The organism is Agrobacterium sp. Azo12 (genome assembly GCF_029193765.2).
GTDB lineage: Bacteria > Pseudomonadota > Alphaproteobacteria > Rhizobiales > Rhizobiaceae > Agrobacterium.
In genome coordinates this window covers 336,291-350,218 of the sequence record NZ_JARFYO020000001.1, presented here as the reverse complement: position 1 = coordinate 350,218, position 13,928 = coordinate 336,291, and the positions used below count along the sequence as shown (strand labels likewise).

At 55.4% G+C, this 13,928-nt stretch carries 8 protein-coding genes; 7 read left to right on the top strand and 1 reads right to left on the bottom strand.

The features are described 5' to 3' along the window. Positions 1 to 86: 86 nt before the first annotated feature. The 6 genes from PYL13_RS01495 (at position 87) to trxA (ending at position 12,156) form a co-directional block, all read left to right on the top strand. Positions 87 to 2,660: an ATP-binding protein gene (locus PYL13_RS01495; protein ID WP_441296653.1), complete on the top strand. Its 2,574-nt coding sequence runs from the start codon at positions 87 to 89 to the stop codon at positions 2,658 to 2,660. A 20-nt stretch (positions 2,661 to 2,680) separates the two neighbouring features. After that, a complete protein-coding gene (tsaE, locus tag PYL13_RS01490; RefSeq protein ID WP_275643475.1) occupies positions 2,681 to 4,174 on the top strand; it encodes a tRNA (adenosine(37)-N6)-threonylcarbamoyltransferase complex ATPase subunit type 1 TsaE in 1,494 nt (497 codons plus the stop codon). An 80-nt stretch (positions 4,175 to 4,254) separates the two neighbouring features. Continuing rightward, complete coding sequence (locus tag PYL13_RS01485) at positions 4,255 to 4,992, top strand: nucleotidyltransferase family protein (protein WP_275643455.1); 738 nt, start codon at positions 4,255 to 4,257, stop codon at positions 4,990 to 4,992. Then, a complete protein-coding gene (gene addB, locus PYL13_RS01480) occupies positions 4,989 to 8,177 on the top strand; it encodes a double-strand break repair protein AddB (RefSeq protein ID WP_275643454.1) in 3,189 nt (1,062 codons plus the stop codon). The genes PYL13_RS01485 and addB overlap by 4 nt, the downstream gene beginning before the upstream one ends. Beyond that, positions 8,167 to 11,745 (top strand): double-strand break repair helicase AddA, encoded by a 3,579-nt coding sequence (gene addA / locus PYL13_RS01475; RefSeq protein ID WP_275643453.1) that lies wholly within the window; start codon positions 8,167 to 8,169, stop codon positions 11,743 to 11,745. The genes addB and addA overlap by 11 nt, the downstream gene beginning before the upstream one ends. Before the next feature lie 90 nt (positions 11,746 to 11,835). Next, positions 11,836 to 12,156: a thioredoxin gene (gene trxA / locus PYL13_RS01470; protein ID WP_192490614.1), complete on the top strand. Its 321-nt coding sequence runs from the start codon at positions 11,836 to 11,838 to the stop codon at positions 12,154 to 12,156. 48 nt (positions 12,157 to 12,204) lie between these two features. On the opposite strand, the gene PYL13_RS01465 is transcribed toward trxA, so the two are convergent. After that, positions 12,205 to 13,458 (bottom strand): MFS transporter, encoded by a 1,254-nt coding sequence (locus tag PYL13_RS01465; RefSeq protein WP_275643452.1) that lies wholly within the window; start codon positions 13,456 to 13,458, stop codon positions 12,205 to 12,207. Positions 13,459 to 13,526: 68 nt separating this feature from the next. Between PYL13_RS01465 and PYL13_RS01460 the strand changes: the two genes are divergently transcribed. Further along, the gene (locus PYL13_RS01460) at positions 13,527 to 13,928 is read left to right on the top strand and encodes a helix-turn-helix domain-containing protein (RefSeq protein WP_275643451.1); all 402 of its coding nucleotides are present in this window, start codon (positions 13,527 to 13,529) and stop codon (positions 13,926 to 13,928) included.

Sequence of the window (13,928 nt, the reverse complement as noted above, 5' to 3'; positions counted from 1 at the left end):
TTGATTCGTGAGGCTTCCGATCGGACGTCACGCGAAAATGGGATGTCTTGTCGATGAGCGGCACAACGGACGGAGACAGACCGGAAATGTCGGTAGAGATAAAAAACTCGCTTCTGCGGGTACAAAAAAACGTGGGCGAAACAAGCCCCACACCAAAATCCGGCGCGCATGTGCGGTTCTATCGCACGGCTCGTAACCGGGTTTCTGTTTTCGGTGGTCGCTTTGTTGCATTCCTGTCCGGCACGACGCTGGCAGGTGTTGCGCAGGCACAGGAAACAAACATCATTACCAGCGGAGAGCGGCTGTTCTCCTCCAGCGAGACCATCGGCTTCTCGCTGGTGATTGGCGTTTTGGCAGCAAGTCTGCTGTCGGTTGTTTGGCTGGTGCGTCAGCGCGGCAATATCGAGGCGGAAAGCCGCGATTACCGCACAGCGCTTGCCGATGCCAACCAGAAGATTGATACCTATCAGGCACTGATTTCCGACAAGAGCCGCCGAATCGTGGTTTGGGAAAATACCGGCAAGCGCCCAGATTTTATCGGGCAGCTTCCTATTGAGACCGGTGCTCCGCAAAATGATGCCGATTTCTTGGCATTTGGCCGCTGGTTGAAATCCGGCTCAGCCAGCCAGCTTGAGAAGGCAATTGAAAAGCTGCGCAGCCATGCGCAGAGTTTTGACCTGACCATTGAAACCCACCGCGATGAAGTTATCGAGGTTCAGGGTCGCGTTTCCGGTGGCAAGGCATTTGCCCGTTTTATTGCGCTTAGCAATCTGCGCGCCGAACTGGCGGAACTGCGGATCGAGCGCGAAAGACTGCTGTCTTCCATCAATGCTTTTGAAGAACTGCTCGACGCGCTTGAACAGCCTGTTTGGCGTCGCAACAGCGATGGCCAGTTGCTTTGGGTTAACCACGCCTATGGCAAGTCGGTCGATTCCAGCAATGCCGCCGATGCCGTCAAGGAACAGCGTGAACTTCTGACCACCGTGACACGCCAAAAAATCCGCGCCGTCACCACGCCGGAATCGCCGTTCTCCGACCGGATTTCCACAGTCGTGAACGGCAACCGCACGTTCTTTGATGTGGTCGATGTCAAGACACCCGGCGGATCTGCCGGTATTGCGATTGATACATCGCAGGCCGAGGCCATTCGTGAAGAGCTGAAACGTACGCTGAAAAGCCATGCCGAAACGCTCGATCATCTGGCAACGCCGGTGGCGATTTTCGACGGCCAGCAACGACTTCAGTTCTACAATCAGGCATTTGCGCGTCTCTGGGAACTGGATATCGTTTTCCTTGAAGGCCATCCTGACAATTCCGAACTGTTTGACCGTTTGCGACTAGCCGGCAAGCTGCCGGAAGAACTGAACTGGAAGAGCTGGAAAGAATCTGCCCTCTCGGTTTATCGTTCGCTGGATACACAGACCGATCTCTGGCACCTGCCAAACGGCCAGACACTGCGGGTTATCGCAACTGCGCATCCGCAGGGCGGCGCAACCTGGGTGTTTGAAAACCTTACTGAACAGGTGGACCTGCAGACCCGTTACAATACCTTGGTCAAGGTACAGGGCGAGACCATCGACCATCTGGCCGAAGGCGTTGCGGTGTTTGGTGCGGATGGGCGCATCCGCCTGTGCAACCCGGCATTCCGTGCGTTATGGGGCGTCACTGCTGAACAGGCAGAACCGGGCACTCACATCAAGGCCATCGAAAAGGCTTGCTCTGCATCCTATGAAAAGCCAGATGGCTGGCGGGAATTCAGCCAGTTCATCACCAGCTTTGATGATGAACGGCGCTCCAAACAGGGTACGCTGGAACTGCTTTCCGGGCTGGTGCTCGATTATGCAATCATTCCATTGCCAGACGCACAGACCATGCTGACCTTCGTCAACATGACTGACAGCGTCAGAGCAGAGCGGGCGTTGAAAGAAAAGAACGACGCACTGTTGAAAGCCGATGAACTCAAGAACGATTTCGTCCAGCACGTCTCCTACGAACTTCGTTCACCGCTGACCAATATTATTGGCTTTACCGATCTGCTCAAGACGCCGGGCATCGGCACGCTGAACGATCGGCAGGGTGAATATATCGATCATATCTCGACATCGTCGTCCGTGCTGTTGACCATAGTGAATGACATTCTCGATCTGGCGACCGTGGACGCCGGTATCATGCAGCTGCAATACAGCGAAAATGACTTGAACTCTTTGCTGGACGACGTGGCTGAACAGATCACCGACAAGCTGCATGAAAGCAATGTCGAGCTGGAAATTGCCGCACCGGTGAAGCTCGGTACATTGGTTGCCGACCATCAGCGGCTGAAGCAGATCCTGATCAAGCTTCTGACCAATGCAGCCAATTTTGCCCCGGAAGGTTCGACAATCCTGCTGAGCTGCAACCGCAATGGCAGCGATTTTGTCTTCTCGGTTTCCGACAAGGGTCCGGGCATTCCAGAAGACGTTTTGAAGACGGTGTTTGATCGTTTCTCAAGCCGTGGCAATGGCGGCCGTCGCAGTGGTGCCGGTCTTGGTCTCTCGATCGTCGAGAGCTTTGTCAGCCTGCATAAGGGTGAAGTGCATATCGACAGCAAGCCGGGCAAAGGCACGGTCGTGACCTGCCGTATCCCGTCCTACATCAACCCGCACTCTATCGCTGCAGAGTGAGCAAACCCGTGTCCGCGACCATGCATATCCAACTGGCAGGAGAAGCGGACACGATGCGGCTGGGCGAGCAACTTGCCCTGACCTTGAAACCCGGCGATTGTATTGCTCTGGTCGGAGATCTCGGAGCCGGTAAGTCGACATTGGCGCGGGCATTCATCCGCGCCATGGCAGAAGACGAAGAGCTTGAAGTTCCAAGCCCGACCTTCACCATCGTACAAAGCTACAATCTGCGCATACCTGTCCACCATCTCGACCTTTACCGCCTGTCGGACGTCAGTGAACTGGACGAACTCGGGCTGGATGAAATGCTGAAAGATGGCATTTGCCTTATAGAGTGGCCGGATATTGCAGCAGAGGATTTACCGCGCGACAGCCTGCTTACGTTGCAGCTGGAGCATTCCGGCACCGGGCGTATTGCGCAACTGGAATGCCCAACCCGTATTCTTGACCGTCTGCAGCGTGTTTTGGATATCGCGGATTTTCTCGGAAAAGCTGGTCATGGAACGGCTAAACGCCGTTTTCTGACAGGTGACGCGTCTACTCGTGCCTATGAAACCATTCTGCCTCAAGACGGACCTAACCTAATCCTGATGGACTGGCCGACACCGCCCAAAGGTGCTGTTATCCAGGACGGTAAGACCTATGCGGAAATTGCCCATATTGCACAAACGCCACCGGCCTTTATCGCTATAGGCAATTATCTCTCCCGCAATGGATTGTCGGCACCGGCCATTTACGCCGCCGATATCGGCAAGGGGCTGTTGCTGCTGGAAGATCTCGGTCGCGAAGGGGTTCTCGATGAAGTGGGCAACCCGATAGCGGAACGTTATCTGGAAAGCGTCGCCTGTCTTGCCCGAATACATGCGTTGAAAACACCCGACATTTTGCCGGTTGATGACAGCGAAACCTATTCGATACCCGGCTTCGATCGCGCCGCCATGAAAGTGGAAGTGTCGCTTTTGATCGACTGGTATCTGCCGTGGAAACGTGGGTCTGCCGCATCCCGGGATGAGCGTGACGAATATTTTGCAATCTGGGACGATCTGATCGACCAGCTTGCCGACAGCGAGACAAACTTGCTGCTACGCGATTTTCATTCTCCAAACATTATCTGGCGTAATGACAGAACCGGTGCGGGCAAGGTCGGTATCATTGATTTTCAGGACGCGATGATCGGGCCAACCGCCTATGACGTAGCGTCGTTGGTGCAAGATGCACGTGTGACCATACGTCCTGATCTGTCAGACGCGCTTCTCGAACGTTACCTTGTGTTGCGCCGTCAGCAGGACGCGACGTTTGATGAAACGAAGTTCCACGACACCTTTGCCATTATGGCGACACAGCGTAATTGCAAGCTCGCCGGCATCTGGGTACGTTTGATGCAACGGGATGGCAAACCGGGATATATGCGCCACATGCCGCGCACGATGGAGTACCTTAAAGCCGTATTAAAAAATGATCGGCTTTCCCCCTTGCGGGACTGGTTAATCAAGGCTGATATCGGCATTCTCTAAAGCATCCTACCGAAAACGGTGGAGTGGTCTGCGGATCATCTCATGCTTGAACAAATGACGTCTCAAACCGAACAGGCAACATGACAATTCGCAATGCAATGGTTCTGGCAGCAGGTCTTGGCACCCGGTTGCGTCCTATAACTGACACGACACCCAAACCGCTGGTGGCAATCGGTGGAAAACCGATGATCGATTATGCCCTGGATGCCCTGACACAGGCTGGCATCGATACCATTGCCATCAATGTACATCACCATGCCGGGCAAATGGAACAGCATCTGGCACACTATGATCGTGCAAATATCCTGATTTCGGATGAACGCGACAGGTTGATGGATTCGGGTGGTGGATTGGCGAAAGGATTGAAATTGTTGCCAGCCGGCCCGGTCATGGTGATGAACGCGGATCTGTTCTGGCTCGAACGCCCTGACCTCGAACAGACGGCGCTCGAAAAATTAGCCGGATTCTTTGACAGCAATCGGATGGATATGGCCATGCTTTGCGTCACGCTGGAGCATACGACGGGCCACAATGGCAAAAAGGACTTCAACCTCAACGACGACGGTCGCCTGGCACGTTACCGTGATGGAGATGACAATCCTGTCGTCTACGCCGGTGCCATCGCCATGGATTCGCGGTTGCTTGCCGATGCGCCTGACGAACCCTTTAATCTGAATATCTATTTCGACCGGGCGATCGCAGCAGGCCGCCTGTTTGGCATCATGCTAGATGGTGAATGGATAACGGTTGGTACGCCGGATGCTATTGAAGCTGCAGAAATGACGATCCGCCGTTTTAACCGCGAGGTTGCGGCATGAGCGGCTCCGCTCATCATCAGCGCATCGTTACCATCGCCGCTGGTAGCCCGTTTCTGAAGACGCTTGCGGAAACACTCTGCAATGGCCAACTAACGCCGGATTACCGTTACGATCCAACCGATCCCCTGTCGCTGGCACGGGTGACGATTTACGTGCCAACCCGTCGTTCGGCCCGTAATCTGCGCTCCGAATTTGTTGATCTTCTCGGCGGAAAATCAGCCATTCTTCCGGTTATTCGCCCACTGGGTGAAACGGATGACGATAGCGGTTTTTTTGATGCCGAAACGCCTGCGCTTCTTGATCTTGCTCCCCCAATTTCCGGCACGGCAAGACTTCTGGAACTAGCCCGTTTGATCCTAGCTTGGCGAAACAGCCTGCCTGATGCGATCCGCGCCGTACATTCCGATTCGCCACTTGTCGCACCCGCCAGCCCTGCCGATGCCATTTGGCTTGCCCGGTCACTGGCCGAGGTGATTGATGCCATGGACACCGAGGAACTGGATTGGGAACGGCTGGGCGAACTGGACACCAGCGAACATGCGCAGTGGTGGCAACTGACAGCCGACTTTCTCAGAATTGCCAGTCAGTTCTGGCCAGCCCGGCTGAACGAGCTAAACCGTTCTTCGTCTGGACGGCACATGAATTCAGTTTTGCGAGCTGAGGCACAGCGTCTTTCAAAACTTAACGATAGCGGCCCGGTTATTGTTGCCGGTTCCACAGGCTCTATTCCGGCAGCGGCTGATCTGATCGTGTCCGTGTCCCGACTGCCGCAAGGTGTTGTCGTACTTCCGGGTCTTGACACCACCATGCCCGAAGATAACTGGCTGGCGATTGCCACCGAACCGGACGATCCTTCCAGCCGTACACATCCACAATATGGATTGTTCGTCCTGTTGCAAAAACTTGGCGTGCTGCGTCGTGACGTGGAAGCCCTTTCAACGCCAGCGCCAGCACTTCAAAAACGGGCTGCCGTGTTTTCTGCCGCCATGGCACCTGCGCAGGTCACCGACGACTGGGGTCGTTGGCGGGATGAAAATCCTCAATCAATTTTCGAAGAGGCGTTTGAAAACGCCTGCCTTATTGAAACGGCAAATGAGCGCGAAGAAGCCACGGCAATTGCCATTGCGTTACGCCTCGCGTTGGAAAAACCCGGTCGCCATGGCGGTCAGTCTCAGGCAGCACTCATTACCCCCGACCGTGCACTTGCCCGTCGGGTGGCAACCGAACTTGCGCGATTTGGCATTGAAGCGGACGATTCCGCCGGTACCCCACTGACAGCGACACCACAATCAACGATCCTGCAGCTGGCACTGGAGGCCATTTTGCGGCCGGGTGATCCTGTCGCGATAGTCTCGCTTCTCAAACATCCACTTGCACGGTTCGGTGCTACGGTTGAAGAACACGATCAGGGCATGACCGGCCTGGAGCTTCTGGCTTTGCGTGGCGGTACCGAGGAAGTCGACATTGCCACAATCAGCGGCCTGCTTGCAGACCAGCTTCTGCAGCACAGCACAGACCGCCATCCGCCGAAATGGCGCAGCGCTTTGCCGGAGGAGATTGCGACAGAAGCAGCGCTGCTGGCAGAAAAAATTCTGCCAGCCATAGAACCGCTGACTTCTACCTTCCTGTCCGAAGGCAAAAATGGCAGGCCGCGGACGGATCGTCTGCCCCTGTCACAATGGGCGGAAAGAACGGGCCGCGTGCTGGAAGCGATCTGCGTTGATGAAAACGGAGATCTGGCGGCCCTGTGGTCTGGAGAGGCCGGTGACAAACTTGCCAACCTGTTGGGTGAGTTGATGGAAAGCGGCGACATTCTGGATGCTGACGGTCCGCAATGGATCGATATTGTCATGGCGCTGGTGGCGGGAGAATCGACCAAGCCGCGCGCCATGAGCCATCCTCGCGTGTTTATTTTCGGTGCACTGGAAGCCCGTCTGCAGACCATGGATACAATGATCCTTGGTGGCCTGAATGAGGGTGTCTGGCCAGGCCAGACCACCAACAACCCCTTTCTGTCGCGCAGTATGAAAACCGCCATTGGGCTGGAACCACCGGAGCGCCGTATTGGTCAGTTAGCGCATGATTTCGACATGGCCAATGGAACGCGCGACATATTCTATACCCGCTCACTGCGGCAGGGCTCGGCACCATCTGTGGCTTCCCGCTGGCTGCAGCGCCTGCTAGCGCTGGGTGGGCCGAATTTCGCAAAACAACTGAAAGAGCGTGGCGAACCCTACCGACAATGGGCAGCCTTGCTGGATAGCGGTCTGTCGCAAGATCCGGCCAGACGCCCCTCGCCAATTGCGCCGGCCGAACTGCAACCAAAAAGCTATTCTTTCAGTGAAGTGGGCAAACTACGACGTGACCCCTACTCCATTTACGCACGCCGTATTCTGAGACTTGATCCGGTCGATGAGTTTAACCGAGATCCCGGCGCCGCTGATCGCGGAACGTTGTATCACCGCATTATCGAGCGCTATACAGCAGCCGAACATGTTCCCGGCACACCGGCTTCATATGAGGCCATGCACCAGATTCTAAACGCATGTTTTGATGCGGAAAATCTACCCGCACATATTGATGTCGTGTGGCGGCAGCGGTTTGCAGCCGTCGCCAACTCTTTCATCGAATGGGAAAAGGCACGCCATCATGATATCCGGCGTACTTTCACCGAGGTTCCCGCAGGTATGGAAATGCCACTTGCCGGTATTCGCCTCACCGGCATCGCCGACCGGATCGATCTGAAAAAAAATGGCTTGGCCGACATTGTCGACTACAAGACCGGACTGTCGCCTTCCGTACAACAGGCACGCGCCCTGCTCGACCCGCAATTGGCGCTGGAAGCCGCTGCACTGCGAGGCGGTGCGTTTCGTAATGTTGGCAATCAGGAGCCGGAAAACCTCGTTTACGTGCGCTTGAGACCCGGCGAACGTTTCCTTTCCGAACAGGTCAACAACGAACACTCGACCCGTTCTACCAAAAAGCAGCCGAAGTCGGCGCTGGAACTGGCCATCGAATCAGTTGAGCAGCTTGAAAAATTCGTAGGTCTTCTGCAACGCGGCGAACGTGGTTTCGCCTCACGCCTCATTCCCGAGCAGCAGCAAACCTATGGCGGCGAATACGACCATCTGGCCCGGGTTTCCGAGTGGTCTACCGCAGAGGCGGGAGACGGCGATGGCGAGTGATACCATGCATTACGAGACAGACATCGATAATCCGGCCAATGACGATCCGAAAAGCTGGATCGACTGGACAGTCAGCCAGCAGACTCGTGCATCAGACCCCCTCGGTTCGGCCTGGGTGTCTGCAAATGCCGGTTCCGGTAAAACCCACGTTCTGACACAACGCGTTATTCGCCTGCTATTGGCTGGCTGCCGCCCATCGGCGATCCTTTGTCTGACTTACACAAAGGCTGCAGCGTCTGAAATGTCGAGCCGTGTGTTTGACCGGCTGGCGGAATGGGCAACGTTGCCGGATGAGGATCTGGCGCGCCGCATCGCAACAATTGAAGGAAAGCAGCCGGATCGGTTGAAGCTTGCCGAGGCAAGACGGTTGTTTGCACGCGCCCTGGAGACACCGGGCGGTCTTAAAATCCAGACCATTCACGCCTTTTGCGAAGCGCTTCTGCACCAGTTTCCGCTGGAAGCAAATGTCGCCGGACACTTCTCGGTGCTTGACGATCGTGCCGCCTCTACGCTTCTTGCCGAAGCAAGGCGAACACTGTTGACTAGTGTTTCCAGTGATCGCGACAGCGAGCTTTCACAGGCTTTGGCTTACGTTCTGGATATTGGCGATGAGACCGGGCTGGAAAGTCTGTTGAGCGCCATTGTCGCCAGCCGCAACCCTATTCACGCCTTTCTGGCACTGGCCCGCAAAAGCGGTGGTATCGATACGGCACTGCGACGTGAGTTTGCTATTACTGACGACATGAGCGAACAGGATGCCGCGAGCGCGTACTGGCCGCTGCCTTATCTCAGTGGTGCATTGCTGGACGCGTATCTGACGCTTGCCGACGAGGTTGGCGGTGCGCGTGCAGAAGTGGTTGCCTATCAGCTGCGGCTGGCGATCAAGGAAAGCGACCCAGTCAAACGAATGGATTTTGTCGAGGCGGCCATTCTGACCGAAAAAGGCACGCCAAAAACCGATGCCTTCCTGTTCAACAAGGCGATGTCGAAAGCAGCACCGGAACTGGGTGACGCTTTTGCCGCGGTAAAGGACCATGTGGCGGCCTGCCGCAATACCTACCGCACGCTGCGCATGCTATCTGCAACCCGCGCTGCACTTGTGCTGGCAGAAAGGCTGATTGCTGAATTTGAGGATCTGAAGAAGCAGCGTAGTCAGCTGGACTTTGAAGATCTGATCGAACGTGCTGCAACACTTCTCAACCGTGATACAGCCGGCGCATGGGTTCATTACAAGCTGGACCAGGGCATTGACCACATTCTGGTCGATGAGGCGCAGGACACCAGCCCGGTGCAGTGGTCCATCATCCAGTCTCTGGCAGCCGATTTTTTCAATGGTCGCACGGCGCGGGAAACACGCCGCACAATGTTTGCCGTGGGCGACGAAAAACAATCCATCTACTCCTTCCAGGGAGCTAGGCCTGAGCGATTTGCGCAGGAGCGGCGCGACACACATCGACGTGTGACGGCGGTGGAGCAGGTATTCCATCCGGTGCGCCTACCGCTTTCCTTCCGCTCCACCGAAGACGTGCTGTCGGCTGTCGATCAGGTGTTTTCCAATGAGGAAAATGCCAAAGGCCTGAGCTTTACGGGAGAGCCGGTCGAACATCGCTCCAACCGCATCGGCCAGGCTGGTACTGTTGAAGTGTGGGAGATGATTGCCGCCGAGCAAGCTGACACCGAAGACGATTGGACGGCACCGTTCGATTCGCTGCCAGAAAGTGCACCGCCTGCCGTTTTAGCCCGTCGAATTGCGGCACGGATCGGTGAGATGATTGGCAATCAAACCATTACCGAGAAAGGCGTGACCCGGCCGATTGAAGCGGGTGACATTCTCGTTCTGGTGCGCAAACGCCACGCCTTCGTTAACGCCCTGACCCGCGAACTGAAAAAACGACGCGACATTCCTGTTGCCGGTGCCGACCGCCTGCGGCTGACCGACCACATCGCCATTCAGGATCTACTGGCGCTGGGGCGTTTTGTGCTTTTGCCGCAGGATGACCTTTCCCTGTCTGCACTTCTGAAAAGCCCGCTGTTCAACCTGTCGGAAGACGATATTTTTACCTTAGCAGCGAAGCGTGAGGACAATGAAAGCGTCTGGCAGCACCTGCAGCGGTTGTGCAGTGGTGAAAGTCGCTCGCCGTATCAAGCAGCAATGGAACGTCTGCGGGGCTTTGTAACGCTTTCCAAAACCGCAACGGTGCATGACTTCTTTGCCGCCATTCTTGCGCTCTATGAAGGACGCAGACTGTTCCTTGCGCGGCTTGGTGATGAGGCGAGTGACGTTCTGGACGAATTCCTGTCGTTTGCACTCGACCATGAGCGAGCCGGCCTGCCGGGTCTGCAATCTTTTATCTCCGTGCTGGAAACCGACTCCCCGGAAGTCAAACGTGAGCAGGACAAGGAGCGTAATGAAGTACGCATCATGACCGTGCACGCGTCCAAAGGTCTGGAAGCGCCAGTCGTTTTCCTCGTGGATGGCGCATCAAAGGCTTTCAACCACAGTCATCTGCCGAAACTTCGTTTTATCGAAGCCACAGAAAATTCATTCCCCGTCTGGCTACCCGGCAAAGGTTTCAGCAATACGCTGACCGAAGCCGACGAAGCGCGGCTGAAAATGTCGGCGGAAGAGGAATATCGCCGCCTGCTTTATGTCGCGATGACCCGCGCTGCCGATCATTTGATTGTCTGCGGATATCGCGGGCCGAAAGAAAATCCGGATTGCTGGCATGCAATGATTTCAGCAAGCCTTGCTTCGGATGAAACACGCTGCCAGTCGGTTACGCTGAAAAGCGGTGCCGAGGAATGGGGTGGTCTCTTATGGCGGGCAAGTACAGGCGGGGCATCTGCTGAAATAAAAGACACGCCAGAGGTTCAACATCATGACAGTCCCATGCTGCCGGCAGCACTTGGCGAGCCGCTGCCACCACAGATCTATCTGCCGCGACCTCTCAGCCCCTCCGGTGCCGGTACAATCATCGATGATGGTGCGGATGATCTGATCGTAACATCGCGATTGTTTGCGACGGAAAAGGCATCTTCTTCGGGCATAGCACTGCAACGTGGGCGGTTGATCCACCGCATGATGCAGATGCTGCCGGATTTTGCAGAAGAAGAACGCCGCGATGCTGCATTGCGGTATGTGGAGCGTGCTGCCCGCTTCTGGCCCCAACGCGAACGCGACAATCTGATCGAAACCACGCTTTCTGTCTTTGCCAATCCGGAGTTGAAAGCTGCTTTCTCAGCCAATAGCCGTGCGGAAGTCTCCATCATGGGAACGCTCACCCTCGGCAGAACCGACTATGCAGTCTCCGGCCGTATCGACAGGTTGGCGGTGGATGGCGATCACGTTATCCTCATCGATTACAAAACCAACCGTGTTCCGCCAAAGGGCAATGTTGACACGCCTCATTCCCATAAGGCGCAGCTCGCCATCTATAAACGCATTCTTGAGCCGCTCTATCCGGGTAAAACCTTCATCTGCGCGCTGGTTTACACAGAAACGGCAAAGCTTGTGACGCTGGATGAGAAAGAACTCGCGCTGGCCCTTGCCGCAATCAAGACAAAGTGAGATACCGGGAAAACCGCACACAGGGCATTGAAATTCTGCCCGCGCCGCATCACATGCTTGCCAACAAGCTTCACTGAAAGGAGAGCCGCGATGGCTACCGTTAAAGTCGATACCGCCAACTTCCAGTCGGAAGTTCTCGAATCCTCCGAACCTGTCGTTGTTGATTTTTGGGCGGAATGGTGCGGCCCGTGCAAGATGATTGCACCAAGCCTTGAAGAGATTTCCAATGAACTGGCTGGCAAGGTCAAGGTTGCCAAGCTGAACATCGATGAAAATCCTGAGCTTGCTGCTCAGTTCGGCGTGCGCTCCATCCCGACACTCGCCGTTTTCAAGGGTGGCGAAGTGGCCGACATCAAGGTAGGCGCTGCCCCCAAGAGCGCGCTCTCTGCCTGGATTGCTGGCGCAGCCTGATTTTCCAATCAGAATACAGATTAAAAGCCCGGCCATGCCGGGCTTTTTTTATGGCTGCTCGCGAGTCAGACTTTCCCGTCTACGCCTGCCTGCCGCTATATTAACAGCGATTGCAGTAATCATCATGGCGCCGGAGAATAGAAAAACCAGCTGCATGCCCTGCCCTATGGCCTCACTTGTGGCATCTGCTAAATTTTTGGTGCCGACACCGGCGCTGAAAACAACTCCCATAATCGATGCACCGGTAATCAAACCGATATTGCGTGACATGGTCAGGACACCGGATGCTGTACCGCGCTGTTCTCTCGGCACATCTGCCAAAGCTGCGGTGTTATTGGCCGCCTGGAACAATTGATATCCCGGCGTCAGCAGAATGATGGATGAAATATATCCAGCCAGCCCAATCGTGTTAGGCAGAAAAGCCAGAAGAAAAGCGCCGGCAGCCAACAAGATCAGCCCGAGGGACAACACTCTCCTGCTTCCCCAGACATCAACAAGTCGACCCGATGGCACACCGCTGATGATCGACAGGAGCGGCCCAATCGCCATGACAAAGCCGATCTGATTAATCTGCAACTCCAGCCTGAGGCCGAGATAAAATGGGCCGACAACCAATGTCGTCATCATCACTGCGGCGACCAGAAGATTGATGACAAGACTGGCGACCAAGGCAGCGTTGAACACCGATCGCATGCTAGCAGCTGCTGTTTGTTTTCTCGCCACGTCATCAGGCAGGATTACAACTGCCAGCAGCAAAGCGATTGCGGTGACAGGGATCTGCAGCCAGAAGATACCCTGCCATCCCGCCACCGGGATTAACAGGCCACCAAGCGAGGGGCCAAGAGCGGTACCAACAGCGGAAACGGTTCCGAGCAGTCCCATGGCCCGTCCAATCCGCGATTGGCTTGCCATTTGGCGCATCAGGGCCATGGAGAGCGTCATTAGAAAAGCTGCGCCGATACCTTGAAGTGCTCGTGCAGCAATCAGCCACCAGAGATTTTGCGCAAATACACTGGCAAATGAGGCAAGGCAAAATAAGCCAAGGCCAGTTTGTAACATGGGCTTTAAACCGAACCGGTCACCGAGCCTGCCAGCGATGACGACGGATACTGTCATGGCAGCGAGATAGATGACCACGACCGCTTGCACTTCTGCAAACGGTGCCGAAAACGCCTCAGCCAGTGCTGGCAAGGCAATGTTGACAATGCTGGTGCCGAGCGATGCCAGCAACATCGATAATGAGAGGGTAAAAACTACCCCCTTTGTCATTCGCTGTTGTTCACTTACTTTGGTTTGCTGCATGTCTTTGCCTCTTGTTTGAATAACGAACGAGGAGCATGCTGCCACTTCAAGCCAACTTGAGGTCAAGTATGAAGTTTCTGGATATCGGCGAAGTTTCGGCGCGTAGCGGGTTCAAACCGTCGGCACTTCGATATTACGAAGAAGCCGGGCTGATCACCTCGGTGTCACGCAAAGGTTTGCGTCGACAGTTTCCGCCTGAGGTCCTGCTGCAACTCAAATTGATTGCGATGGCCAAGTCAGCAGGATTTTCACTGCAGGACATTGCCGGAATGTTTGGCCAGAATGGATTGCCGCAGATATCGCGCGATGTTTTCCATCAAAAGGCGGATCAGATCGATGCACAGATCCGCGCACTGACGACGTTGCGTGACACGTTGCGCCACGTCGCCGAGTGCCCTGCCCCGTCGCATATGCAATGCAAGTCATTCCGGCAGCTTTTGAATGGAAGTTTGACCGCAAAACCTGCCTGA

Coding starts and splice junctions, on each gene's coding strand:
- PYL13_RS01495 (WP_441296653.1), top strand. CDS start 87: ATGTCGGTAGAGATAAAAAACTCGCTTCTGCGGGTACAAAAAAACGTG.
- tsaE (WP_275643475.1), top strand. CDS start 2,681: ATGCATATCCAACTGGCAGGAGAAGCGGACACGATGCGGCTGGGCGAG.
- PYL13_RS01485 (WP_275643455.1), top strand. CDS start 4,255: ATGACAATTCGCAATGCAATGGTTCTGGCAGCAGGTCTTGGCACCCGG.
- addB (WP_275643454.1), top strand. CDS start 4,989: ATGAGCGGCTCCGCTCATCATCAGCGCATCGTTACCATCGCCGCTGGT.
- addA (WP_275643453.1), top strand. CDS start 8,167: ATGGCGAGTGATACCATGCATTACGAGACAGACATCGATAATCCGGCC.
- trxA (WP_192490614.1), top strand. CDS start 11,836: ATGGCTACCGTTAAAGTCGATACCGCCAACTTCCAGTCGGAAGTTCTC.
- PYL13_RS01465 (WP_275643452.1), bottom strand. CDS start 13,458: ATGCAGCAAACCAAAGTAAGTGAACAACAGCGAATGACAAAGGGGGTA.
- PYL13_RS01460 (WP_275643451.1), top strand. CDS start 13,527: ATGAAGTTTCTGGATATCGGCGAAGTTTCGGCGCGTAGCGGGTTCAAA.